The 24,593-nt window shown below is 24.4% G+C and carries 33 protein-coding genes and 6 pseudogenes; 25 read left to right on the top strand and 14 right to left on the bottom strand.

Annotation, left to right across the window (positions count from 1 at the left end):
* Positions 1-57: 57 nt before the first annotated feature.
* Positions 58-1,566, top strand: coding sequence for a hypothetical protein (locus AAHM82_RS00565; protein ID WP_342264209.1), 1,509 nt, complete (start codon positions 58-60; stop codon positions 1,564-1,566).
* Positions 1,567-1,671: 105 nt separating this feature from the next.
* Here the strand turns inward: AAHM82_RS00565 and AAHM82_RS00560 are convergent, their stop codons facing one another.
* The 4 genes from AAHM82_RS00560 to AAHM82_RS00545 all read right to left on the bottom strand — a co-directional run bounded on the left by AAHM82_RS00560 (position 1,672) and on the right by AAHM82_RS00545 (position 3,217).
* Positions 1,672-1,872, bottom strand: a complete 201-nt coding sequence (locus tag AAHM82_RS00560) for a hypothetical protein (RefSeq protein ID WP_342264208.1) — start codon at positions 1,870-1,872, stop codon at positions 1,672-1,674.
* 298 nt (positions 1,873-2,170) lie between these two features.
* Complete coding sequence (locus tag AAHM82_RS00555; protein WP_342264846.1) at positions 2,171-2,590, bottom strand: transposase family protein; 420 nt, start codon at positions 2,588-2,590, stop codon at positions 2,171-2,173.
* Positions 2,591-2,595: 5 nt separating this feature from the next.
* Positions 2,596-2,988: a transposase family protein gene (locus tag AAHM82_RS00550; RefSeq protein ID WP_342263426.1), complete on the bottom strand. Its 393-nt coding sequence runs from the start codon at positions 2,986-2,988 to the stop codon at positions 2,596-2,598.
* A 52-nt stretch (positions 2,989-3,040) separates the two neighbouring features.
* Positions 3,041-3,217, bottom strand: a complete 177-nt coding sequence (locus AAHM82_RS00545; RefSeq protein ID WP_342264207.1) for a hypothetical protein — start codon at positions 3,215-3,217, stop codon at positions 3,041-3,043.
* A gap of 66 nt (positions 3,218-3,283) precedes the next feature.
* Between AAHM82_RS00545 and AAHM82_RS00540 the strand changes: the two genes are divergently transcribed.
* The gene (locus AAHM82_RS00540; protein WP_342264206.1) at positions 3,284-3,919 is read left to right on the top strand and encodes a hypothetical protein; all 636 of its coding nucleotides are present in this window, start codon (positions 3,284-3,286) and stop codon (positions 3,917-3,919) included.
* Positions 3,920-4,071: 152 nt separating this feature from the next.
* On the opposite strand, the gene AAHM82_RS12445 is transcribed toward AAHM82_RS00540, so the two are convergent.
* The 3 genes from AAHM82_RS12445 to AAHM82_RS00530 all read right to left on the bottom strand — a co-directional run bounded on the left by AAHM82_RS12445 (position 4,072) and on the right by AAHM82_RS00530 (position 6,501).
* Positions 4,072-4,464: a transposase family protein gene (locus AAHM82_RS12445; protein WP_342264845.1), complete on the bottom strand. Its 393-nt coding sequence runs from the start codon at positions 4,462-4,464 to the stop codon at positions 4,072-4,074.
* Positions 4,461-4,901 (bottom strand): transposase family protein, encoded by a 441-nt coding sequence (locus AAHM82_RS12440; protein WP_342263396.1) that lies wholly within the window; start codon positions 4,899-4,901, stop codon positions 4,461-4,463. The genes AAHM82_RS12445 and AAHM82_RS12440 overlap by 4 nt, the downstream gene beginning before the upstream one ends.
* Before the next feature lie 526 nt (positions 4,902-5,427).
* On the bottom strand, positions 5,428-6,501 hold the full coding sequence (locus tag AAHM82_RS00530) for a DDE-type integrase/transposase/recombinase (RefSeq protein ID WP_342264205.1): 1,074 nt from the start codon (positions 6,499-6,501) through the stop codon (positions 5,428-5,430).
* Between the two features lie 296 nt (positions 6,502-6,797).
* Between AAHM82_RS00530 and AAHM82_RS00525 the strand changes: the two are divergent.
* The 3 genes and pseudogenes from AAHM82_RS00525 to AAHM82_RS00515 form a co-directional block, all read left to right on the top strand.
* A pseudogene (locus AAHM82_RS00525) lies at positions 6,798-6,932 on the top strand (IS256 family transposase); the annotation flags it as partial.
* Between the two features lie 157 nt (positions 6,933-7,089).
* Positions 7,090-8,049 carry an IS1/IS1595 family N-terminal zinc-binding domain-containing protein gene (locus AAHM82_RS00520; RefSeq protein WP_342264203.1) on the top strand — a complete coding sequence of 320 codons (960 nt, stop codon included), beginning with the start codon at positions 7,090-7,092 and terminating at the stop codon, positions 8,047-8,049.
* 138 nt (positions 8,050-8,187) lie between these two features.
* Positions 8,188-9,210, top strand: a pseudogene (locus tag AAHM82_RS00515) (IS256 family transposase); the annotation flags it as partial.
* Between the two features lie 31 nt (positions 9,211-9,241).
* Here the strand turns inward: AAHM82_RS00515 and AAHM82_RS00510 are convergent.
* Positions 9,242-9,538, bottom strand: coding sequence for a hypothetical protein (locus AAHM82_RS00510; protein WP_342264202.1), 297 nt, complete (start codon positions 9,536-9,538; stop codon positions 9,242-9,244).
* A 287-nt stretch (positions 9,539-9,825) separates the two neighbouring features.
* Between AAHM82_RS00510 and AAHM82_RS12435 the strand changes: the two genes are divergently transcribed.
* The 4 genes from AAHM82_RS12435 (at position 9,826) to AAHM82_RS12420 (ending at position 11,842) form a co-directional block, all read left to right on the top strand.
* A complete protein-coding gene (locus AAHM82_RS12435; protein ID WP_342263396.1) occupies positions 9,826-10,266 on the top strand; it encodes a transposase family protein in 441 nt (146 codons plus the stop codon).
* The gene (locus AAHM82_RS12430; RefSeq protein ID WP_342264845.1) at positions 10,263-10,655 is read left to right on the top strand and encodes a transposase family protein; all 393 of its coding nucleotides are present in this window, start codon (positions 10,263-10,265) and stop codon (positions 10,653-10,655) included. The genes AAHM82_RS12435 and AAHM82_RS12430 overlap by 4 nt, the downstream gene beginning before the upstream one ends.
* 357 nt (positions 10,656-11,012) lie before the next feature.
* Entirely contained in the window at positions 11,013-11,453 is a 441-nt protein-coding gene (locus AAHM82_RS12425) for a transposase family protein (RefSeq protein ID WP_342263396.1), read from the top strand.
* Positions 11,450-11,842 carry a transposase family protein gene (locus AAHM82_RS12420; RefSeq protein ID WP_342264845.1) on the top strand — a complete coding sequence of 131 codons (393 nt, stop codon included), beginning with the start codon at positions 11,450-11,452 and terminating at the stop codon, positions 11,840-11,842. The genes AAHM82_RS12425 and AAHM82_RS12420 overlap by 4 nt, the downstream gene beginning before the upstream one ends.
* A gap of 144 nt (positions 11,843-11,986) precedes the next feature.
* Here the strand turns inward: AAHM82_RS12420 and AAHM82_RS00495 are convergent, their stop codons facing one another.
* The 3 genes and pseudogenes from AAHM82_RS00495 to AAHM82_RS00490 form a co-directional block, all read right to left on the bottom strand.
* Positions 11,987-12,664: a transposase gene (locus AAHM82_RS00495; RefSeq protein ID WP_342264201.1), complete on the bottom strand. Its 678-nt coding sequence runs from the start codon at positions 12,662-12,664 to the stop codon at positions 11,987-11,989.
* Between the two features lie 69 nt (positions 12,665-12,733).
* Positions 12,734-12,823: pseudogene (locus AAHM82_RS12415) on the bottom strand (IS1/IS1595 family N-terminal zinc-binding domain-containing protein); the annotation flags it as partial.
* A gap of 10 nt (positions 12,824-12,833) precedes the next feature.
* Positions 12,834-12,968, bottom strand: a complete 135-nt coding sequence (locus AAHM82_RS00490; RefSeq protein ID WP_342264198.1) for a hypothetical protein — start codon at positions 12,966-12,968, stop codon at positions 12,834-12,836.
* Positions 12,969-13,539: 571 nt separating this feature from the next.
* Between AAHM82_RS00490 and AAHM82_RS12410 the strand changes: the two genes are divergently transcribed.
* The 4 genes from AAHM82_RS12410 (at position 13,540) to AAHM82_RS00475 (ending at position 15,677) form a co-directional block, all read left to right on the top strand.
* Positions 13,540-13,980 (top strand): transposase family protein, encoded by a 441-nt coding sequence (locus AAHM82_RS12410; RefSeq protein ID WP_342263396.1) that lies wholly within the window; start codon positions 13,540-13,542, stop codon positions 13,978-13,980.
* A complete protein-coding gene (locus AAHM82_RS12405) occupies positions 13,977-14,369 on the top strand; it encodes a transposase family protein (RefSeq protein ID WP_342264845.1) in 393 nt (130 codons plus the stop codon). Before AAHM82_RS12410 ends, AAHM82_RS12405 begins: the two co-directional genes overlap by 4 nt.
* 337 nt (positions 14,370-14,706) lie before the next feature.
* Positions 14,707-15,069 (top strand): ribosome hibernation-promoting factor, HPF/YfiA family, encoded by a 363-nt coding sequence (gene hpf, locus AAHM82_RS00480; RefSeq protein ID WP_342264200.1) that lies wholly within the window; start codon positions 14,707-14,709, stop codon positions 15,067-15,069.
* Positions 15,070-15,269: 200 nt separating this feature from the next.
* Complete coding sequence (locus AAHM82_RS00475) at positions 15,270-15,677, top strand: hypothetical protein (protein WP_342264199.1); 408 nt, start codon at positions 15,270-15,272, stop codon at positions 15,675-15,677.
* A gap of 176 nt (positions 15,678-15,853) precedes the next feature.
* On the opposite strand, the gene AAHM82_RS00470 is transcribed toward AAHM82_RS00475, so the two are convergent.
* The 3 genes and pseudogenes from AAHM82_RS00470 to AAHM82_RS00465 form a co-directional block, all read right to left on the bottom strand.
* Entirely contained in the window at positions 15,854-16,510 is a 657-nt protein-coding gene (locus tag AAHM82_RS00470; protein WP_342263374.1) for a transposase, read from the bottom strand.
* A gap of 69 nt (positions 16,511-16,579) precedes the next feature.
* Positions 16,580-16,669, bottom strand: a pseudogene (locus AAHM82_RS12400) (IS1/IS1595 family N-terminal zinc-binding domain-containing protein); the annotation flags it as partial.
* Between the two features lie 10 nt (positions 16,670-16,679).
* Positions 16,680-16,814, bottom strand: coding sequence for a hypothetical protein (locus AAHM82_RS00465; protein ID WP_342264198.1), 135 nt, complete (start codon positions 16,812-16,814; stop codon positions 16,680-16,682).
* Positions 16,815-17,576: 762 nt separating this feature from the next.
* Here AAHM82_RS00465 and AAHM82_RS00460 point away from each other — a divergent pair.
* The 12 genes and pseudogenes from AAHM82_RS00460 (at position 17,577) to AAHM82_RS00405 (ending at position 24,576) form a co-directional block, all read left to right on the top strand.
* Complete coding sequence (locus tag AAHM82_RS00460; RefSeq protein ID WP_342264197.1) at positions 17,577-17,903, top strand: hypothetical protein; 327 nt, start codon at positions 17,577-17,579, stop codon at positions 17,901-17,903.
* A gap of 1,278 nt (positions 17,904-19,181) precedes the next feature.
* Entirely contained in the window at positions 19,182-19,508 is a 327-nt protein-coding gene (locus tag AAHM82_RS00455; RefSeq protein WP_342224263.1) for a hypothetical protein, read from the top strand.
* 2 nt (positions 19,509-19,510) lie between these two features.
* The gene (locus AAHM82_RS00450; protein WP_342262239.1) at positions 19,511-19,732 is read left to right on the top strand and encodes a hypothetical protein; all 222 of its coding nucleotides are present in this window, start codon (positions 19,511-19,513) and stop codon (positions 19,730-19,732) included.
* Positions 19,733-19,896: 164 nt separating this feature from the next.
* Positions 19,897-20,127, top strand: a complete 231-nt coding sequence (locus AAHM82_RS00445) for a hypothetical protein (protein WP_338967679.1) — start codon at positions 19,897-19,899, stop codon at positions 20,125-20,127.
* 164 nt (positions 20,128-20,291) lie between these two features.
* On the top strand, positions 20,292-20,504 hold the full coding sequence (locus AAHM82_RS00440; RefSeq protein WP_342264196.1) for a hypothetical protein: 213 nt from the start codon (positions 20,292-20,294) through the stop codon (positions 20,502-20,504).
* A gap of 58 nt (positions 20,505-20,562) precedes the next feature.
* The gene (locus tag AAHM82_RS00435) at positions 20,563-21,549 is read left to right on the top strand and encodes a hypothetical protein (RefSeq protein WP_342264195.1); all 987 of its coding nucleotides are present in this window, start codon (positions 20,563-20,565) and stop codon (positions 21,547-21,549) included.
* 3 nt (positions 21,550-21,552) lie between these two features.
* Entirely contained in the window at positions 21,553-21,675 is a 123-nt protein-coding gene (locus tag AAHM82_RS00430) for a hypothetical protein (RefSeq protein ID WP_342264194.1), read from the top strand.
* Positions 21,632-22,240 (top strand): annotated as a pseudogene (locus AAHM82_RS00425) (IS256 family transposase); the annotation flags it as partial. The gene AAHM82_RS00430 and the pseudogene AAHM82_RS00425, both read left to right, overlap by 44 nt.
* Before the next feature lie 88 nt (positions 22,241-22,328).
* Positions 22,329-23,288, top strand: coding sequence for an IS1/IS1595 family N-terminal zinc-binding domain-containing protein (locus AAHM82_RS00420; protein WP_342263352.1), 960 nt, complete (start codon positions 22,329-22,331; stop codon positions 23,286-23,288).
* A gap of 97 nt (positions 23,289-23,385) precedes the next feature.
* Positions 23,386-24,009, top strand: a pseudogene (locus AAHM82_RS00415) (IS256 family transposase); the annotation flags it as partial.
* A 49-nt stretch (positions 24,010-24,058) separates the two neighbouring features.
* On the top strand, positions 24,059-24,325 hold the full coding sequence (locus AAHM82_RS00410; protein ID WP_342264191.1) for a hypothetical protein: 267 nt from the start codon (positions 24,059-24,061) through the stop codon (positions 24,323-24,325).
* 2 nt (positions 24,326-24,327) lie between these two features.
* On the top strand, positions 24,328-24,576 hold the full coding sequence (locus tag AAHM82_RS00405) for a hypothetical protein (RefSeq protein ID WP_338967070.1): 249 nt from the start codon (positions 24,328-24,330) through the stop codon (positions 24,574-24,576).
* Positions 24,577-24,593: the final 17 nt, after the last annotated feature.

Below are 24,593 nucleotides of genomic sequence, written 5' to 3'. Positions count from 1 at the left end.
CTTTTTATTAAAAACAACAATTCAATTATATTTTAAATTAATTTTGCAAGAAGTCTATTGACTACTTATGGCTGAGAAATTCCTAAACTTGAAAGTATCAAAGTGTCATTTGTTTATTTAGATAGATATCAATTAAATAAACCACAATATTTTATAAGTTCATTTTCAGCTAAAGTGCCACTACAACCAGAGAAAGATAACGAGCAACCGTTACCTACGGAAATAAATAAAAATGATGGTGAATATCAGTATAATCAGTTTCAAGATAAACTAGATTATTTGATGATACAACGCCGAGATTTTGATAAATTTAATTACAGTTACTTATATTGAGTTCCTATTTTTAATTTCGTTGACGATAATTTTAAATATATGAATGAAGTGTCAATTAAATTAAATGGTTTTAAACAAAATAGTAAATTTAATTTAAGTCGCAAAAATTTATATCCTAAACCTGATATGATGGAAAAAGTTATTTTTAGAGAACTTTCCTTTTCTAGTTTTGGTGATGTTATCACTATAAAAACTGAGCATGGTAGCATTGTTGGCTATAATGAGTTTTTAGAAAATGGTAAATCGCTTTGAAAATCTGGTTCGCGAACAAGTTTTGGAGGAGATTTTATTAATACCTTTTTTGGACAAGTTAATTATTATGGTAATACTTTCCATTTTTTACGCTATGATGATAAATTAAAAACTGATTTTAAAGATTTTATGCTTTATTACCAAAAACATTTAACTGTTGATTTTATTAATGGTTTATTTAATAAAATTTATAAAGTTTTAGGTGGTTTTTTCGTACAATTCTTTTATGCAAGTTTTGATATGGATACTTCTACTTATGTAGAATTAGATTACAAAGGAATGCAACAAATTCCTAAAAATGTTTTACAAATGGGCTTTTTCTATCGCTCCTTAATTACTTTTTATCCTAAACAATATTTAATTAATTTTGATTCAACAATAGAAAATGGTAAGAATATGATTTTTCGTTCGTATTTTTTTGTGAAAGATAAACAAATTGCTAATGATTTTAAAACTGGTAAAAGTTCTTATCAAATAAATTTTAATGTGTTAAAAGCATATGATAACCAATTATGGAATGTTACTAGCAATAAATTGCATTTTTACAACGCTAAAGTTGATGTCATGTATGGGATTAATATTTTTACGCTAACTTTTCCACTATATAAAAAGAAAAATGAAAGTACTGAATATCATTATTCTTTATACGATTTTAACATTTTGAATTCAACAGCCTTTATTGGTGGGGGAATAAGTGGCAACATGAATGATTTAATTCCGACGCCTAATTGTTCTTATTGGGGATTATTTAGTGCTATATCTTGTGGTATTCAGCACGCTTCTGTTAGCGTGTTAAATTGATTACTTGGTCTTTCTGGGATTAATCTTTTAATTCGCCCCATTGCCGATATTGCTAAAACGACGATTAATTTTACCAAAACCGCCTTTCCAGTATTTGAAGTTATTCCAGCATTTCAGATGTTATTTGAATTTGTAGTGCCATTAGCAATCTTATTAATGATATTAAAAAAGTTCTCTTAAATATTGCCAATATTTTTTATAATATAATTCCTTTGAAAGGAGGATTTTTCTTTATGCGAAAATTTTTATCAGCTTTAAATTTAGTATGTATACTGTTTATTTTTTTTAATTTTGTTTGTCTATCGAAAGAGAATAAACAGAATAACTTGGTATATTATTTATTTTGATGTTTGTTTGTCCGTTATCAATTGATTTATATAAACCATCATTTTTTCCAAAATAAATGTTATTTTCATTATCAATTGATAATGAAAAGATTTGGCCATATATATTTGTGTTTTTTAAAATTGTTGCTTCATTTTCCAAAATATTAACTCCCATATTAGTAGCAAAATAAATGTTATTTTTACTATCAATAGCAAATGAATTAAATTGTTGACTTCAAGCGGTTTGTTTCGGGCTATCACTACCATTTTCTAAAATATAAAAATTTGAAGAATTATTTCCAAAGAAAATATTGTTTTTTTTTATCAGCTATAAGATAATAAACATTTGATAAATTACTTATTTTACTTATATTTTCTCCATTATCACTTGATTTATATAAGCCCTCGGTCGTTCCAAAATAGATATTATTTTTATTAGACTTGGTACATAACTATAACTAGCTTAATTCAAAATTATATATTCCTGAAATTAAGTTAAATCGTAATCCAAATCTTCTAATCTTATTGCGATAACGATAAACTAGTATTTTAAATCTTTTTAATCTAGCAAAAACATGTTCAATGACAATTCTAACTTTACTTAAAAAGCTATTATATTCCTTTTTATCTGGATTTAAAGGATTATTTTTACTCTTTTTAATTGGCAATAATGTATTTTTATGAACATTTTGCAAACCTTGATATCCTGAATCGGCAATTAATTCTAATTTTGGATTTATAAGTGTATTTGATTTTAAAAATAACTTATAATCATGAGTACTGCCATAACAAAAATCTACTGAAATAATTTTATTGTTAAATAAATCAATAATTATTTGCGATTTTAATGAATGTTGCCTTTTCTTACCAGAAAATAATAATTTTAGTTTTTTTTAATTCTTTCAATTGGAATTTCTGTAGCATCAATTGCTAATAAATTATTAGTAGTACCCTTATTTTCTAATAATATCTTTTTGCCAGGTATATGAAAGTGACTATTTTTTATTAGAGTATTTTCAACTCAAAAGATATTACGAATACAACTAACATGACTAATATTATATTTTTTTGCAATAATACGATATGTACTATATTCTTTTCAGTATTCTAAAGTCATAAGTAATCTTTGCTCTATTGATAATTTATTTGGTCTACCACCAATTTGTTTTTGTTTAGCTTCACCTTCTTTTAAAATTTCTACCATTTTCATGAAAGTTTTATATTTTATGCCTATTAAACTATAAAATTCGTTTTCGTCTTTGTATTTATCTAACATTTGTATTTCACCTAGGAAATAATATTATCAAAATAGTAGATAAAATTAAAGGTTATGTACCAAGTCTATTATCAACAGCTATCGAATAAATTTCATTATTTGTTTCGATTATTTTTTTAAGATGTTTTTTAGTTTTTTGTTCTGCCGGATAAGGGCTTACAGCCATTACAGTTGGCAAGGCACTACCGGCAATAGTAATTGCACCTAATAATCCTAAGAGTTTTTTCATATTAATTAAATCCCTTTGGTAAATTTTATTTAATTAGCAAAAATTCACCAAAGGGATTTAATTAATATGAAAAAATTACTAGGAATCTTAGGAACAATAACAATAGCGGGAAGCGGAATATCAGGAATTGTTGGAAACGCCCCAGCTCCAGCGAAAAAGGAAATTAATTATTTACAAACAAATAATTTAGAAAAATTAAACAGAAATAAAAGAAATTCATATCCAAACTATAATTATGATAATCCAGATTTAAAAACAATGGATGGTTTTTTAAAAAATTTAGTGGTCATTATTAATAATGATAAGCTTACAAGATTAAAATCAAATTATTTTAAACCAGAATATGCATTATCTTTACCAGATAATAGATTTGAACCCGGTCAATATGATATTAATGGAATAACTCTTGTTTCTAACGAAGTAGATTTTATACCTACTCAAACAATTCCTGTCAAAGAAGACCTTATTCATTCTCAAAAAACCGAATTTAAAGCAGGAAATCAAGATGAAGATAAAGCACTAAGTGGTTCTTTTGCATATAATGTTACTGATTCATTTTCTTTTAAATTTGGACAAAAATTAAGTATTAAAACCGGTTTAAAAGTAAAATTATTGGCTTCTTTTGAAATAACAGGAGAACTTTCAACAGAAGAAACTTGAACAAAAACAAATAGTTATACAATAGACTTCTTGCAAAATTAATATGATAATTATAATTTTTAAATTTAAAATAAATATAAAAGTGTTATTAAAATAATTTTTAGATTATTTTTACAAATATTTTGTCATTAAAACATAATAAAAATTATTATTTACAATAAAAAAAGACTGAAATTTTAAATTATCAAATATATTTAAACTAATAGTTGTAAATTATAAATTGAAGCTATTAAATTAAATCTTAAAGCAAATCTTTTTCTACGATTTCGATATTTTTCACTAATAATTTTAAATTTTTTAAGTATAGCAAAAACATTTTCAATAACAATTCTCATTTTTGAAATTCGCTCATTATTTTGCTTTTCTTCTTTATTTAAAGGGTTTTTCTTTGATTTTCTTTTAGGAATTAAAACATTATGATTAATTTTTTGTATGCCTTGATAACCTAAATCCACTAAAACAGTTGTTTCTGGTAAAAATTTAATTTTTGAATCTTTTAAAATTTTAAAGTCATGGTTTTTACCATAAGAAAAATCAGAACTAATAATTTTTTTACTATCTTTTTCAATTATAACTTGTGTTTTTATTGTGTGTTTTTTCTTTTTTCCTGAGTAGTGCTGTTTTTGTCTTTTTTTGGGCGTTGGATTTGGCTTTCAGTTACATCAATTATAACAGTCTTATCTTTGAAATAATCTTTTAATAGTGATTTTTGACCAGTAAGTTGTTGAAAATTAGGGTGTTTTATTAAAGTGTCTTCAATTCATTTGATATTTCTATAACAACTACTTTCACTAATATCATAACTTTTTGCAATATGAAAATAAGTTCTATATTCTCTTCAATATTCTAAAGTCATTAAAATACGATTTTCTAATGATAATTTATTGGTTCTTCCGCGACGAAATCTCTTTTTTAATTCTTCTATTTTTAAAATTTCTAGCATTTTATTAAAAGTAGTATGTTTAATACCAGTTAATCTTAAAAAATTTTTATCACTTATTTGATTATTTTTTTTAAATTTCATTTAAATTCCACCTTTTTATTAAAAACAACAATTCAATTATATTTTAAATTAATTTTGCAAGAAGTCTAATAACTGCTCCATCACAATGAACAAAAATAAAAGCAAATCATAAAAAAGACATAACTTTTTCAGTTTTTTCAGGAAAAAGTATAAATAAAGGAATTTTAAAAGCAAAAATAGACCCTAATTTAAAAATTAATACTTTTTTTACAAAATTACCGGTTGATATTAATAATTACTATGCAAAATATATGTATCTAAAAGATTTAATTAACGATGTAAAAAAGAAAGGATTTAATGACTTATTTAATTCAAATTCTTTAATAAGTTTAAAAGATAATGATATATTTTTAAATATTCCAGTAGAAATAAAATCAAATTCTAGTCGTCTTTCAGTAGAATTTGGTCCTGAAACACCTTTATAAAATTAAAAATAATAGCATATTTAGATAATTAATAAAATTAGTTTAAAAACAACTGAACAACAAGTTTAATTTCTTACAAGCAAATAAAAAAATTATAGTTTTTAAAAACCTCGTAATGTTTGAAAAGGAGTTTTAGTATTTAATGCCGAGTGACGGCGTTCAAAATTATAAAAGTAATAATATTTGTTTAAATAATGTTGAAGCTCATTTTGATTTAATTTTTTATCCTTAGCATAAAATAATTTGCTATAATGTTGATGGAATCGTTCTATCTTTCCATTTGATTGTGGTGAGCGAATCGGCGTGGTTTCGTGAACGATTCCGTTCCTCGAAAGAAAGGTTGTAAAAGGTCTTTCTTTTACTTTGTACGATTTTTTATTACTTCAGTTAGTAGTAATAAATTCAGGAGCATTGTCAGTGCGAAGGCGTTTAATGGTTATGCCAAGTTCGCCAAAATCTTTTATTGCTCTTTGTACAGCGTTAATGGCGTTATTGGTTCCTGAACTATCATAAACATAACCAAATACTATGCGTGTCATTTCGTCAATGAAATCATAAATGTAATATTTTTTATCAACCGGAAAATTTGATGTAGTAATGATTTTGGCATCCATTTGTAAAAGACCAATCTCGGAGACTTCATAACGCTTAAAATAGTGTTTTGTTTGTTTGATTTGTTGTTTTAATTCTTTTCAACGAGGGTCGGATTTAATTCAGCGATAAAAGGTTTTGATATTTTTTGGAACTTCTGAATTTTTAACATCATGAAAACCGATTTTTAAATTGTTAAATAAAGACCACATTCCGCCAGCTTGAAGATTTTTGTAATCAAAATATAAATCACATACTTTTTCGCGAGAATTTAAACTATATTGATAATTAAGATTTTGTGGTTTTGTAGTTTTAAACAATAACAAATCTAAATTGTCAGAATAATAAGCAGTCATAATTTTTTGTGCCCAACGATAAAAAGTTTTCGTTGCATTCTTAAAATATTTTTTAATAAATTTTGTTAAAATAGTTTCTTCAATATAAAAATAAGTACATAAATTTAAATATGCAGTAATGCGTTTTTTAGTTTTATAGTAATAAGAATTAGGGCAATTAGCACTTAGTCAACTTTGGATTTTTGCTTTTAAATCCGCTAAATCAGCTTGAGAAATAATATATTTCATTTTTTAAAACTCCTTAAATTGAGAAAATCGTATTTTTTAATACGATTTTCAATAATATTTATTAAATTACTAATTTTTATTAGGCATTTCCGCCGAGAATGAAGTAACATAAAATACTTTCGTGTTCAGGTCTTGATTAAGAAGTACTTTAAAATTAATTAATTTATCAATAAAATAAATTTTTGCATGATGTTTAGATTTGTAAGAACCATTAGAACGATAAAAGTTGAGCCTGTCCAAAATTCTGTGTCTCGATAATTCATTCTGAATTATACTTAAAAGAAGGAGAACAGAAAATGACAAAAAAAAAAATAAAAAAAGAACCTGACGCAATTGATAAAGTTGTTGATTATTTTTTAGGAAATATTGATAATCCACAAGATTTATTTAAAGGCAATACTATTTTTCAGGAATTTTGTAAATCACACACAGTTATTAGACTATGCTTCTCTTAATTGAATTAATCATACCATATTTTGTATTATTAAAATTAAAAAAATTTTTTTTAATTTTGTCGAAAACTCTTGATATTTATTGAATATACTTAATTTTAGGTATATTTTAATATGATAGAGGTGGATAATAATTATGGAAAAAATAATTCAAGAACTAGTAAATACTTTAACAGATGATCAATTTTTAGAATTTTATGAAAAAGTCAAACAACAAGCAGAATTAATAAAAAAACAAAAACGTTTAAATGAAATTGATCAAAAATTTAGAGCGCACGGTATTAAATGCCCTAAATGTGAATCTTACCATTGCGTTAAAAATGGACATAATTCAGAAGGAAAACAAAAATATTTATGTAAAAATTGCCGTGCAAGTTTTGACGCTTTTCGTAATCATTTTATTTATTGAAGTCATTTAAATTATGAACAATGAAATTTATTGATTCAAATTTCATTGCTGGGGCAATCTAGTAAAACAATTTCTCGTTTTATTAAAACTACATTAAAAACTGCTTGATATAATCGTCAAAAATTAATGAAATCAAAACAATTAGAAAATACCCAATTAAAATTTAAAAAATTATCTGGTAAAATCCAAATCGATGAAACATTTATTAAAGAAATCCATAAAGGAAATTTCAAATATAAAACTGATCCACGAAGAATTCACCTTGACCCATTCGCAACTAATACTAAATGCTGTATTCAAATGGCAATTGATAATAATAACAATATTTATGTTAAATCCACAAACACCAAACGTTTACAAAAACAATGAATTATTGAAAATATGAACAAAGAATTAATTAACGAAAATTCAATTATTACTTCTGATATGCAAAAATTATATTTTTTAGTAGCAAAACAAACAAATTCTACTTTATGTGTAACTAAAACAACAATTAATCCTGAAGCTAGTTATCGTAACTTAAATAAAATCAGTAAATTACAATCTAGTCTTAAAGAAGCCTTAATTCATTATCATGGTTTAGGTTTTACTAATATTCAAAATTATTTAAATCTCTGAAAATGAAAATACCAACATAAGGGTTTAACTCCAAACCAACAAACAGCGGTATTATATTTTAATGTATAAAAAAGTTAAAGTAAAAATAGTAATTTTACATAAAAGCCTTTTAAAATTATCAAGTTGATGATTTTTTTTATTTTATCAAGAGTTTTCGACAAAATTAAAAAAAAATTTTTAATTTTGTCGAAAACTCTTGATATGTAAGGTAACACACAAAAAACCATTATTACTAAAAATGGTTCAATCGCAATTGATGTACCAAGAGATCGAAATAGTACTTTTGAACCAGTAATTATTCCGAAAAGACAAAGAAGATTTGATAACTTTGATCAAAAAGTAATTTCTTTATATGCAAGAGGAATGACAATTTCTGATATCAAAGCACAATTGCAAGAATTCTATCACGAAGCAGAAATTTCAGAAAGTTTAATTAGTCAAATAACTGATGATGTTATTGAAGAAGTTAAAATGTGACAAACTAAACCTTTAGAGAAGATTTATCCGATTGTTTATTTTGATTGTATTGTTGTTAAAGTAAAGCAAGATAAACGAATAATAAATAAAGCAGTTTATCTTGCCTTAGGAATTAATTTAGATGGTTTAAAAGATATTTTAGGAATGTGAATTAGTGAGAATGAGGGAGCCAAATTTTGACTTAATAATCTTACGGAAATGAAAAATCGTGGCTTACAAAATATTCTTGTTGCTTGTAGCGATAATTTAACTGGAATGTCTGATGCAATAGAAGCTGTGTTCCCAAAAACACAGCATCAATTATGCATTGTTCATCAAATTCGCAATAGTTTAAAATTTGTTCCTTACAAAGATCGCAAACTTGTAGCTAATGATTTAAAATCAATTTATACAGCAATTAATGAAGAAATAGCGTTAATTGCTTTAGATCATTTTTCAGAAAAATGAAATAAAAAGTATCCACAAATTACTAAATCATGAAAAAATAACTGAAATAATTTAATAATTTTTCTTGAATATCCTCAGGAATTTAGAAGAATTATTTACACAACTAATGCGATTGAATCTGTTAATAGTCAATTAAGAAAAGTCATTAAGAATAAAAAGATTTTTCCTAATGACGCATCAGTTTTTAAAATATTTTATTTAGCATTTCAAAATATGGTTAAGAAATGAACGATGCCAATTCAAAATTGGGGTAGTGCAATTTCACATTTAATGATAAAATTTGAAGACAGAGTGAATTTAAGTTAATTACTTAGAGACACAGTTAATTGTACAGTCCCTAAAAGTTATTAATTTGATTATAACTTGCACTATCTTTGTCAACAAATAATTTAAGGGCTGGTCTTTGAATAAAATCACCATTACGTATTTGAATATCAAAATCACTAGAAAGCTTTAAATTAGTAGCATCAATTTCTAAATGATATAAATTCAGACTAAAACCACTAATTACTCAAACACTTTTATCAATTTTAGAAAATTGTAATTTATATGTTTTTAAATCATTGCTATTTTTACTACATCCAAAAATAAACATTACACATACTAAATTTAAAGCTGATAAAAATTTTCACATAACAAAAATCCTCCTTTCAAAGGAATTATATTTTACCTGAATTGTAAAATTAAAAAGGACATTTATAAAAATGGTCGCGTTTAGTTTTTTTAGGTATTGCTTTGAAGAAGCAAAACAATCAGCTAATTATATTATTTAATTACTAAACTAACCCTGCCTTTCTTGTTATTGTCATTTTTATTCTTTTTTATTTTATCATATTATTGAATTTTTACACAATAGACTTCTTGCAAAATTAATTTAAAATATAATTGAATTGTTGTTTTTAATAAAAAGGTGGAATTTAAATGAAATTTAAAAAAAATAATCAAATAAGTGATAAAAATTTTTTAAGATTAACTGGTATTAAACATACTACTTTTAATAAAATGCTAGAAATTTTAAAAATAGAAGAATTAAAAAAGAGATTTCGTCGCGGAAGAACCAATAAATTATCATTAGAAAATCGTATTTTAATGACTTTAGAATATTGAAGAGAATATAGAACTTATTTTCATATTGCAAAAAGTTATGATATTAGTGAAAGTAGTTGTTATAGAAATATCAAATGAATTGAAGACACTTTAATAAAACACCCTAATTTTCAACAACTTACTGGTCAAAAATCACTATTAAAAGATTATTTCAAAGATAAGACTGTTATAATTGATGTAACTGAAAGCCAAATCCAACGCCCAAAAAAAGACAAAAACAGCACTACTCAGGAAAAAAGAAAAAACACACAATAAAAACACAAGTTATAATTGAAAAAGATAGTAAAAAAATTATTAGTTCTGATTTTTCTTATGGTAAAAACCATGACTTTAAAATTTTAAAAGATTCAAAAATTAAATTTTTACCAGAAACAACTGTTTTAGTGGATTTAGGTTATCAAGGCATACAAAAAATTAATCATAATGTTTTAATTCCTAAAAGAAAATCAAAGAAAAACCCTTTAAATAAAGAAGAAAAGCAAAATAATGAGCGAATTTCAAAAATGAGAATTGTTATTGAAAATGTTTTTGCTATACTTAAAAAATTTAAAATTATTAGTGAAAAATATCGAAATCGTAGAAAAAGATTTGCTTTAAGATTTAATTTAATAGCTTCAATTTATAATTTACAACTATTAGTTTAAATATATTTGATAATTTAAAATTTCAGTCTTTTTTTATTGTAAATAATAATTTTTATTATGTTTTAATGACAAAATATTTGTAAAAATAATCTAAAAATTATTTTAATAACACTTTTATATTTATTTTAAATTTAAAAATTATAATTATCATATTAATTTTGCAAGAAGTCTAATAAAAAATTTTTAATTTTGTCGAAAACTCTTGATAAAATAAAAAAAATCATCAACTTGATAATTTTAAAAGGCTTTTATGTAAAATTACTATTTTTACTTTAACTTTTTTATACATTAGACTTCTTGCAAAATTAATTTAAAATATAATTGAATTGTTGTTTTTAATAAAAAGGTGGAATTTAAATGAAATTTAAAAAAAATAATCAAATAAGTGATAAAAATTTTTTAAGATTAACTGGTATTAAACATACTACTTTTAATAAAATGCTAGAAATTTTAAAAATAGAAGAATTAAAAAAGAGATTTCGTCGCGGAAGAACCAATAAATTATCATTAGAAAATCGTATTTTAATGACTTTAGAATATTGAAGAGAATATAGAACTTATTTTCATATTGCAAAAAGTTATGATATTAGTGAAAGTAGTTGTTATAGAAATATCAAATGAATTGAAGACACTTTAATAAAACACCCTAATTTTCAACAACTTACTGGTCAAAAATCACTATTAAAAGATTATTTCAAAGATAAGACTGTTATAATTGATGTAACTGAAAGCCAAATCCAACGCCCAAAAAAAGACAAAAACAGCACTACTCAGGAAAAAAGAAAAAACACACAATAAAAACACAAGTTATAATTGAAAAAGATAGTAAAAAAATTATTAGTTCTGATTTTTCTTATGGTAAAAACCATGACTTTAAAATTTTAAAAGATTCAAAAATTAAATTTTTACCAGAAACAACTGTTTTAGTGGATTTAGGTTATCAAGGCATACAAAAAATTAATCATAATGTTTTAATTCCTAAAAGAAAATCAAAGAAAAACCCTTTAAATAAAGAAGAAAAGCAAAATAATGAGCGAATTTCAAAAATGAGAATTGTTATTGAAAATGTTTTTGCTATACTTAAAAAATTTAAAATTATTAGTGAAAAATATCGAAATCGTAGAAAAAGATTTGCTTTAAGATTTAATTTAATAGCTTCAATTTATAATTTACAACTATTAGTTTAAATATATTTGATAATTTAAAATTTCAGTCTTTTTTTATTGTAAATAATAATTTTTATTATGTTTTAATGACAAAATATTTGTAAAAATAATCTAAAAATTATTTTAATAACACTTTTATATTTATTTTAAATTTAAAAATTATAATTATCATATTAATTTTGCAAGAAGTCTATTAAAATATAATACCGCTGTTTGTTGGTTTGGAGTTAAACCCTTATGTTGGTATTTTCATTTTCAGAGATTTAAATAATTTTGAATATTAGTAAAACCTAAACCATGATAATGAATTAAGGCTTCTTTAAGACTAGATTGTAATTTACTGATTTTATTTAAGTTACGATAACTAGCTTCAGGATTAATTGTTGTTTTAGTTACACATAAAGTAGAATTTGTTTGTTTTGCTACTAAAAAATATAATTTTTGCATATCAGAAGTAATAATTGAATTTTCGTTAATTAATTCTTTGTTCATATTTTCAATAACTCATTGTTTTTGTAAACGTTTGGTGTTTGTGGATTTAACATAAATATTGTTATTATTATCAATTGCCATTTGAATACAGCATTTAGTATTAGTTGCGAATGGGTCAAGGTGAATTCTTCGTGGATCAGTTTTATATTTGAAATTTCCTTTATGGATTTCTTTAATAAATGTTTCATCGATTTGGATTTTACCAGATAATTTTTTAAATTTTAATTGGGTATTTTCTAATTGTTTTGATTTCATTAATTTTTGACGATTATATCAAGCAGTTTTTAATGTAGTTTTAATAAAACGAGAAATTGTTTTACTAGATTGCCCCAGCAATGAAATTTGAATCAATAAATTTCATTGTTCATAATTTAAATGACTTCAATAAATAAAATGATTACGAAAAGCGTCAAAACTTGCACGGCAATTTTTACATAAATATTTTTGTTTTCCTTCTGAATTATGTCCATTTTTAACGCAATGGTAAGATTCACATTTAGGGCATTTAATACCTTGCGCTCTAAATTTTTGATCAATTTCATTTAACCGTTTTTGTTTTTTTTATTAATTCTGCTTGTTGTTTGACTTTTTCATAAAATTCTAAAAATTGATCATCTGTTAAAGTATTTACTAGTTCTTGAATTATTTTTTCCATAATTATTATCCACCTCTATCATATTAAAATATACCTAAAATTAAGTATATTCAATAAATATCAAGAGTTTTCGACAAAATTAAAATAAAAAATTATTAATTATTATTAAATTTTAACTAATATTTTTACTTACTTAAATCTATTATATTTATTTGTTACAGCATTACCTTTATAATTAATTCAACTATCATCATTTTTATTATTATCCACCTCTATCATATTAAAATATACCTAAAATTAAGTATATCCAATAAATATCAAGAGTTTTCGACAAAATTAAAAACAAATTCTACTTTATGTGTAACTAAAACAACAATTAATCCTGAAGCTAGTTATCGTAACTTAAATAAAATCAGTAAATTACAATCTAGTCTTAAAGAAGTCTTAATTCATTATCATGGTTTAGGTTTTACTAATATTCAAAATTATTTAAATCTCTGAAAATGAAAATACCAACATAAGGGTTTAACTCCAAACCAACAAACAGCGGTATTATATTTTAATAGACTTCTTGCAAAATTAATTTAAAATATAATTGAATTGTTGTTTTTAATAAAAAGGTGGAATTTAAATGAAATTTAAAAAAAATAATCAAATAAGTGATAAAAATTTTTTAAGATTAACTGGTATTAAACATACTACTTTTAATAAAATGCTAGAAATTTTAAAAATAGAAGAATTAAAAAAGAGATTTCGTCGCGGAAGAACCAATAAATTATCATTAGAAAATCGTATTTTAATGACTTTAGAATATTGAAGAGAATATAGAACTTATTTTCATATTGCAAAAAGTTATGATATTAGTGAAAGTAGTTGTTATAGAAATATCAAATGAATTGAAGACACTTTAATAAAACACCCTAATTTTCAACAACTTACTGGTCAAAAATCACTATTAAAAGATTATTTCAAAGATAAGACTGTTATAATTGATGTAACTGAAAGCCAAATCCAACGCCCAAAAAAAGACAAAAACAGCACTACTCAGGAAAAAAGAAAAAACACACAATAAAAACACAAGTTATAATTGAAAAAGATAGTAAAAAAATTATTAGTTCTGATTTTTCTTATGGTAAAAACCATGACTTTAAAATTTTAAAAGATTCAAAAATTAAATTTTTACCAGAAACAACTGTTTTAGTGGATTTAGGTTATCAAGGCATACAAAAAATTAATCATAATGTTTTAATTCCTAAAAGAAAATCAAAGAAAAACCCTTTAAATAAAGAAGAAAAGCAAAATAATGAGCGAATTTCAAAAATGAGAATTGTTATTGAAAATGTTTTTGCTATACTTAAAAAATTTAAAATTATTAGTGAAAAATATCGAAATCGTAGAAAAAGATTTGCTTTAAGATTTAATTTAATAGCTTCAATTTATAATTTACAACTATTAGTTTAAATATATTTGATAATTTAAAATTTCAGTCTTTTTTTATTGTAAATAATAATTTTTATTATGTTTTAATGACAAAATATTTGTAAAAATAATCTAAAAATTATTTTAATAACACTTTTATATTTATTTTAAATTTAAAAATTATAATTATCATATTAATTTTGCAAGAAGTCTAATGTATAAAAAAGTTAAAGTAAAAATAGTAATTTTACATAAAAGCCTTTTAAAATTATCAAGTTGATGATTTTTTTTATTTTATCAAGAGTTTTTGACAAAATAAAAATTATTTTTTTACTAAATGCAATAAAAAATAATATAATATGAATAAGGAGGTTTATAAATGCAATTCGTTATTCGTGGTAAAAATATTGAAGTAACTGAGGCGATTCGTGAACGCATTATTAATAGTTTAGAAAAAATTAGTAAATATAAAATTATTAATCTTGATGATACCATTCATGTTGAAGTAAGAACTTATAAAGAAAATTTAAGTCGAGTTCGTGTTGCTCTTGATTTAAAAGGAAAGAGTAATCATTTACAAGCTGAAGGTCAGCATATTGATTTATATGTTGCCATTGATGAGGTGCGTCATAAGTTAGAAGAACAATTACGAAGAATGAAGGACCGTTGAATTCCACGGGGTAAAGAAAAATTTACGAAAGTAGAATTTCCGGTTGATTTAACATTAGATGAGGATATCTAAGGCCATTATTAAATTAGATAAAATATCTTTTATTTTAAAAATTTATTGCTATAATTAACCCATAGATTTAACTCTTAGTGGAGGTGATGGGTTAATTTAATAAATTAGTATTTGGAAATTAAATGTTTATTTTGTATAAAAATAAAATTTTAAAATAAAATAACATATATAGTAAAATAAATGAAAAGGGAGAATTAAATATGAAATTATCAGGATTAAGATTAATAACAGCTTTAGCAGGACTTCCTGCTATCGTAGCATTACCAATTATTGGTTGTGGCACAAAAAAAGTCGCAGCAACGACAGTTACTGTTACTGATAAAGCAATTGATAAGATTACGATTGAAGATACTGATGCTTTTGCAGTTGCTGACGCAGCAGGATGAAAAGATGAAGCTATTCTTGCAGCGATTCAGGCAAAAGTTGATACTAAAGTTAAAGCGGCGGATGAGAACGCTAAAGCGGTTGTGGCAGCATTAGTTGGAACACTCCCAGCGACTCCCGGAGCAACTAAAAGTGCTGATGTTAAATTTAGTGTAAAAGTACAAGATGCTGCTGATGGAACATTTTCAAAAGAATTTACAATTAAAGTTACTCAAACAGGATAGTAATATCGTAATTTAGAAAAAGTGTTAATGAAAATACACTTACAGTTGTAAGTGTATTTTTTTATAAAAATTATTTTTTAATTTTGTCGAAAACTCTTGATAAAATAAAAAAAAATCATCAACTTGATAATTTTAAAAGGCTTTTATGTAAAATTACTATTTTTACTTTAACTTTTTTATACATTAAAATATAATACCGCTGTTTGTTGGTTTGGAGTTAAACCCTTATGTTGGTATTTTCATTTTCAGAGATTTAAATAATTTTGAATATTAGTAAAACCTAAACCATGATAATGAATTAAGGCTTCTTTAAGACTAGATTGTAATTTACTGATTTTATTTAAGTTACGATAACTAGCTTCAGGATTAATTGTTGTTTTAGTTACACATAAAGTAGAATTTGTTTGTTTTGCTACTAAAAAATATAATTTTTGCATATCAGAAGTAATAATTGAATTTTCGTTAATTAATTCTTTGTTCATATTTTCAATAACTCATTGTTTTTGTAAACGTTTGGTGTTTGTGGATTTAACATAAATATTGTTATTATTATCAATTGCCATTTGAATACAGCATTTAGTATTAGTTGCGAATGGGTCAAGGTGAATTCTTCGTGGATCAGTTTTATATTTGAAATTTCCTTTATGAATTTCTTTAATAAATGTTTCATCGATTTGGATTTTACCAGATAATTTTTTAAATTTTAATTGGGTATTTTCTAATTGTTTTGATTTCATTAATTTTTGACGATTATATCAAGCAGTTTTTAATGTAGTTTTAATAAAACGAGAAATTGTTTTACTAGATTGCCCCAGCAATGAAATTTGAATCAATAAATTTCATTGTTCATAATTTAAATGACTTCAATAAATAAAATGATTACGAAAAGCGTCAAAACTTGCACGGCAATTTTTACATAAATATTTTTGTTTTCCTTCTGAATTATGTCCATTTTTAACGCAATGGTAAGATTCACATTTAGGGCATTTAATACCTTGCGCTCTAAATTTTTGATCAATTTCATTTAACCGTTTTTGTTTTTTTTATTAATTCTGCTTGTTGTTTGACTTTTTCATAAAATTCTAAAAATTGATCATCTGTTAAAGTATTTACTAGTTCTTGAATTATTTTTTCCATAATTATTATCCACCTCTATCATATTAAAAATATACCTAAAATTAAGTATATTCAATAAATATCAAGAGTTTTCGACAAAATTAAAAAAGGCTTTTATATAAAATTACTAGGACGCATAAAGTTTTGTTAGGTAGGAAGATATTTGAATAAGTATTAAGACAGTCAGCAATGATTGTCTTTTTATTTTATAAGGTGTTAAAATTTGTTCTTTGAAAATTAAATACAAGTGAATTAATAATGTTGGTATGTATTAAAGCACGATAAATTGTGGGTGGTCGCCATAACCAAAAGAAGTTTACCAGTTAATAGATAACACCCTATTAGCTATAGCAATTTATTTCGTTTTGCAATAAAAAAATGAATGGGTGGATTTCCTAAAAATATACACGCTATTAAATTAGTTCCAAGGGTAGGATGCGGACATTAAAGTGTAGAAATTTCCTTTAATTTTATAGATAAGTATTGATATTTCAATAAAACCTTGATTTTGCTGGGTTTTTAGTAAAACCGTGTTTTTACAAATCCCTATATTTAATAAGGGTTTTTTACCCTGTCAATACTTATCTTTAAAATTAGAAAAAATTTCTATATAGGGATATACTAAGTTTAAAATTATTAAAATCTTTATCTAATTAAAAAAACAAAATTTACTAACAAAGCTTGTTAAACACTTAAATCTGCGATATATAAGTGTTTAAAAAACTAAATTAACTAAAACTTAGTTAATATAACTTAGTTTATTCATAAGAAAGGTAATTTATTATGAAAAACATTGAAAACATTTTCTTAAATACTAAAAAATATCTCTTAAAAGAAACACAAAACGCAATGCTTATTAAAGCACCAAAAATTCCGTGGTTTAATGAACAAATCGGTATTTGGTTTCCAAAGCGATTTGTTTATAAAGGAAAATACGAAAATTCGATTTGTATTGGAATAATAAAAGATAATAAATATCAAGTAATTTCAATTAATCAGCAAGAGCAAGAAACTAAGTTAATTAAAGGCCAAGAATTATTAAGCTTCTTCATTGCCGAAAAAGAAAATAACAAAAAAGATACAAATTATAACTATTTTAAAGGAGTTTAAAAATGAATATTACAATTGGGTTGCGTTTAGTTTTCTTAGGTATTGCTTTGAAGAAATAAAACAATCAGCTAATTATATTATTTAATTACTAAACTAACCCTGCCTTTCTTGTTATTGTCATTTTTATTTGTGATCATTCTATCATATTATTGATTTTGGTCGCGTTTAGTTTTCTTAGGTATTTTTGAAAAAAGAAAAAATAATCATTTACTATAAATTATTTCAATATGCAAATTAAGTATATATTTCTTATGTATGATTTTTGTTGTAAAAAATTATTTTAATGTTGTTTTTATAAACATTTTACTTAGTTTTTATAACCTTTTATTAAGATTATGTTTGTTAATAGTAAATATTTTGTTTTATTACTTATTTTTCAAATAAAACGATAATTAAATTGTAGTTACTTTTCTTTCAAAATTAATCAAATATTTTTCCACCTAACAAAACTTTACGCGTCCATGAAAAATGAACCTAATACAGGTTCATTTTTTAAAATTTACGAGGTGGCTTTCTTTCATGATTGTCTTCTGGTTTACAAGTCGGACAGTCACTACAGTTATTTATATTATTACTTTGATGTTCTGCTCCCGGTGTACGACAAGTACATTGGCAGGCAACACAGCGTAATTTACAATTATCAGTCATTATTTCTCCTTTCGAGTAATGTCTCTTAATTGTATCACATAATTTAGAGTTGCTTGTCTACTTAATATATTAAGGATATACTTTTTAAATTATTAATTAATTTAAGTAATAAAATTAGTTAGGACGCGTAAAGTTTTGTTAGGTAGGTAAATATTTGAATAAGTATTAAGGCAGTCAGCAATGATTGTCTTTTTATTTTATAAGGTGTTAAAATTTGTTCTTTGAAAATTAAATACAAGTGAATTAATAATGTTGGTATGTATTAAAGCACGATAAATTGTGGGTGGTCGCCATAACCAAAAGAAGTTTACCAGTTAATAGATAACACCCTATTAGCTATAGCAATTTATTTCGTTTTGCAATAAAAAAATGAATGGGTGGATTTCCTAAAAATATACACGCTATTAAATTAGTTCCAAGGGTAGGATGCGGATATTAAAGTGTAGAAATTTCTATATAGGGGTATACTAAGTTTAAAATTATTAAAATCTTTATCTAATTAAAAAACAAAATTTACTAACAAAGCTTGTTAAACACTTAAATCTGCGATATATAAGTGTTTAAAAAACTAAGTTAACTAACTAACTTAGTTAATATAACTTAGTTTATTCATAAGAAAGGTAATTTATTATGAAAAACATTGAAAACATTTTCTTAAATACTAAAAAATATCTTTTAAAAGAAACGCAAAACGCAATGTTTATTAAAGCACCAAAAATTCCGTGATTTAATGAACAAATCGGTATTTGGTTTCCAAAGCGATTTGTTTATAAAGGAAAATATGAAAATTCTATTTGTATCGGAATAATCAAGAATAGTGAATATCAAGTAATTTCGATTAATCAACAAGAGCAAGAAACCAAGTTAATTAAGGGACAAGAATTATTAGGCTTCTTCATTGCCGAAAAAGAAAACAACAAAAAAGATATAAATTATAACTACTTTAAAGGAGTTTAAAAATGAATATTGCGATTGGAATAATATTTATTATCATCTGCATAATGTTATTGGCATATTTTGCTTATAAAATTTATGCCAAAATAAAAATTAGAATTAAATATAAAAATGCCATCAAAAATAATACTGGTAATTTCACAAAAGACGAAAAAGTGTTTATTGCTCGCTTTGAAGAATGGGTTAAAGCTCCTAATTCAAAAGAAAATAATGAGAATAAAAAATAATGTTTTGAGAAATTATTATGGAATTTTTAAAACTGTTTATTCCGATAGAAAAAATGCCTGCACAAGTTGCTTTTATTGCCGGATTAATTATTATCATTACTTTTCTTTTCGCGTTAATTTCAATTATGTATTTACCAATAAAAATGATTTTTGGGAGATAAAAAATGACAGTAAATTTAAAAGAATTTAATTGAGAACAAATTAAACAAACTTTCTGAGATTTATTTATTCAAATTACAACTATTCCCGCTCATATTAGTGGTGGTAAAGAAATTGATTTAACTCAAGAAACACTTTGACTTTTAATAGCAAACATTGCTTTTTGATTATTAACAGCGATTATGGTGTGATTTATTCTAATGCTACTTTGGAAAACCATATCAGTATTTAGATAGAGACAAAAGTAATGTCGCGGAGTTACATTGTGATGCATTCACAAAGAAATTCAAAATTAATTAGGAAAAAATACAATCATGTTAAGGTTAACCGCGGTTTTAACAAATTTAAGAAAAACTTTAAATATAAATGTGAATGTTTTAAAAAGAAAGGGGGTGATTATATGATTGGAACTTTCTTGGCCGATGCACCAGCAACAGTAGAAAAAATAACAGCTAGTGATGCGATGACTAAATTGTGAAATGCAATTATAACGGCGTTTACTAAAATGTGAGAAATTATTGCTGTTAATATGCCACAAGTCGGTAACTTCTTTGCTGACTACTGAAATCTTCATTTTTCCATTTATTTTGGCAATATTCTTTATTTGCTTTAAAATGTTTGAAAAACTACTTGGAGCAGTACGCTAATAAAAAAATAAAGTGAGGTGCAAGATGAAATTTTGCAAATGAATAATAGAAAAAAATAACCATTTTATTGAATTAAATCGCACCTCATTTTTAATTTTATGACATTGGGGACCAATTTGATATATTTACAACGGTTATTTTAAAAACATTGTAAGCTATTTATTTTTAGCAGGTTGTATTTTAATTTTTCTTTTTAAAATAAGTAATTTAACACAAATTAACAAAGTTATTAATTTCTTAAAAAACTCACCATTAAATATTGTGATTGGTTCATTAGGAACTGGAAAAACCGCTTTTCTAGTGTACGCATCAAAATTACTAAAAAAGAAAAAATATCACATCGCCTCAACATTTCCATTACTAGAAACTCAAAAATTAAGTTTAGGACATATGGGATTATTAGACTTTGATTATCCGGTATTGTCAGACAAAACATTACTGCTATGAGATGAAACCAATTTATTTTTAGAAGGAACCGATTGAGAAAAAAATAATACCAAAAACGAAGAAACCGGTATTCAAGAATATTTCGCTCTGGCACGCCATTTCGGTCATATTGTGTTAGCTAGTGGTCAAAGAGATAAACATATTTGAGTTAAAGTTCGTGATATTGCCAATAATGTGATTGTGGGAATTCGTAAAAAACCCGTTAATATTTTTCGCCCCTACTTAAAAGTCATTTATGGTACCTTTACTAGTATTGAAGAATATGAACGCTGGCGAAACACCTTAATTGATGCTAAAAATAGTAAAAAGGGTCGTCGTATTAAATATCGCGATATTCCTGAACTTGATATTTATTTTTTTAAACTAAAAATTCCTTTACCAATATTAAACACTTACAATTCTTTTTACCTAGCATTTTTAAGAGATTACTTAAATTCAAAAATAAATCCTGACTATGAAGACAAATACTACACTGACACCGCAATTGATTTAGAAGACTTAGAATACTTAAAAATGGATAAATTTAGCAAATTTTTAAGAAAAATGAAAGAAAAGGAACAATAAAAAATGGAAAATCTGAGCCTGTCCAAAATTCTGTGTCTCGATAATTCATTCTGAATTATACTTAAAAGAAGGAGAACAGAAAATGACAAAAAAAAAAATAAAAAAAGAACCTGACGCAATTGATAAAGTTGTTGATTATTTTTTAGAAAATATTGATAATCCACAAGATTTATTTAAAGGCAATACTATTTTTCAGGAATTTACCAAAAAATTAACTGAACGAATGTTAAATACGGAAATTAAAGATTATCTTGAAACTGATGAGAATCATAATAAAAGAAATGGCAACACACAAAAAACCATTATTACTAAAAATGGTTCAATCGCAATTGATGTACCAAGAGATCGAAATAGTACTTTTGAACCAGTAATTATTCCGAAAAGACAAAGAAGATTTGATAACTTTGATCAAAAAGTAATTTCTTTATATGCAAGAGGAATGACAATTTCTGATATCAAAGCACAATTGCAAGAATTCTATCACGGAGCAGAAATTTCAGAAAGTTTAATTAGTCAAATAACTGATGATGTTATTGAAGAAGTTAAAATGTGACAAACTAAACCTTTAGAGAAGATTTATCCGATTGTTTATTTTGATTGTATTGTTGTTAAAGTAAAGCAAGATAAACGAATAATAAATAAAGCAGTTTATCTTGCCTTAGGAATTAATTTAGATGGTTTAAAAGATATTTTTTTTAATTTTGTCGAAAACTCTTGATATTTATTGAATATACTTAATTTTAGGTATATTTTTAATATGATAGAGGTGGATAATAATTATGGAAAAAATAATTCAAGAACTAGTAAATACTTTAACAGATGATCAATTTTTAGAATTTTATGAAAAAGTCAAACAACAAGCAGAATTAATAAAAAAACAAAAACGTTTAAATGAAATTGATCAAAAATTTAGAGCGCAAGGTATTAAATGCCCTAAATGTGAATCTTACCATTGCGTTAAAAATGGACATAATTCAGAAGGAAAACAAAAATATTTATGTAAAAATTGCCGTGCAAGTTTTGACGCTTTTCGTAATCATTTTATTTATTGAAGTCATTTAAATTATGAACAATGAAATTTATTGATTCAAATTTCATTGCTGGGGCAATCTAGTAAAACAATTTCTCGTTTTATTAAAACTACATTAAAAACTGCTTGATATAATCGTCAAAAATTAATGAAATCAAAACAATTAGAAAATACCCAATTAAAATTTAAAAAATTATCTGGTAAAATCCAAATCGATGAAACATTTATTAAAGAAATCCATAAAGGAAATTTCAAATATAAAACTGATCCACGAAGAATTCACCTTGACCCATTCGCAACTAATACTAAATGCTGTATTCAAATGGCAATTGATAATAATAACAATATTTATGTTAAATCCACAAACACCAAACGTTTACAAAAACAATGAGTTATTGAAAATATGAACAAAGAATTAATTAACGAAAATTCAATTATTACTTCTGATATGCAAAAATTATATTTTTTAGTAGCAAAACAAACAAATTCTACTTTATGTGTAACTAAAACAACAATTAATCCTGAAGCTAGTTATCGTAACTTAAATAAAATCAGTAAATTACAATCTAGTCTTAAAGAAGCCTTAATTCATTATCATGGTTTAGGTTTTACTAATATTCAAAATTATTTAAATCTCTGAAAATGAAAATACCAACATAAGGGTTTAACTCCAAACCAACAAACAGCGGTATTATATTTTAATGTATAAAAAAGTTAAAGTAAAAATAGTAATTTTACATAAAAGCCTTTTAAAATTATCAAGTTGATGATTTTTTTTATTTTATCAAGAGTTTTCGACAAAATTAAAAGATATTTTAGGAATGTGAATTAGTGAGAATGAGGGAGCCAAATTTTGACTTAATAATCTTACGGAAATGAAAAATCGTGGGTTACAAGATATTCTTGTTGCTTGTAGTGATAATTTAACTGGGATGTCTGATGCAATAGAAGCTGTTTTCCCAAAAACACAGCATCAATTATGCATTGTTCATCAAATTCGCAATAGTTTAAAATTTGTTCCTTACAAAGATCGCAAACTTGTAGCTAATGATTTAAAATCAATTTATACAGCAATTAATGAAGAAATAGCGTTAATTGCTTTAGATCATTTTTCAGAAAAATGAAATAAAAAGTATCCACAAATTACTAAATCATGAAAAAATAACTGAAATAATTTAATAATTTTTCTTGAATATCCTCAGGAATTTAGAAGAATTATTTACACAACTAATGCGATTGAATCTGTTAATAGTCAATTAAGAAAAGTCATTAAGAATAAAAAGATTTTTCCTAATGACGCATCAGTTTTTAAAATATTTTATTTAGCATTTCAAAATATGGTTAAGAAATGAACGATGCCAATTCAAAATTGGGGTAGTGCAATTTCACATTTAATGATAAAATTTGAAGACAGAGTGAATTTAAGTTAATTACTTAGAGACACAGTTAATTGTACAGTCCCGAAAATATCTTGCAAAAATGGCCGACTTTCTCGCCCAAATGCTTTATAAGGTTTTTGACTTAATTTGAAGTCTTGAAGTACCGGGAACAAATATTCAACTAATATTTCCTTTATTCTTAACACTGGCTGTAGAGTTTCTTATGGCAATCATTCTTGGATTTGGCAGTCAACAAATTAATTTAGAAAAACAACGCCAATATGCTATTAAAAATAAGGGTCGTTTAAGTGCATGAGGAAAAGCTAAAAAACAAATAAAACCAATAAAAACAAAACAAGGTAACTAAAAATGTTTAAACTAATTATTATTTTTATCTTAATAACTGTTCTTGGATTGTTGGCTGGTAGTCATTTTGAAACTTTAACAAACTATATTAGCGAAGGCCTTACCAATTTTCAAAAATTTATTACTAGTAATTTAACAATTTTAGAACTATTTAAACCAATGGCACGAACATTTTCGCAACACCCAATTTTTACCATTCTTGGTGTTACTTGTGTACTTATTGCCTTATTTATTGTGATTAAAGGACGATAAAAAATATGAAAGGAGAA

The organism is Spiroplasma endosymbiont of Clivina fossor (assembly GCF_964031115.1).
Lineage (GTDB): Bacteria > Bacillota_I > Bacilli_A > Mycoplasmatales > Nriv7 > Nriv7.
Note: the sequence above shows the minus strand (reverse complement) of the source record. Positions and strands in the feature narration are given on the sequence as shown.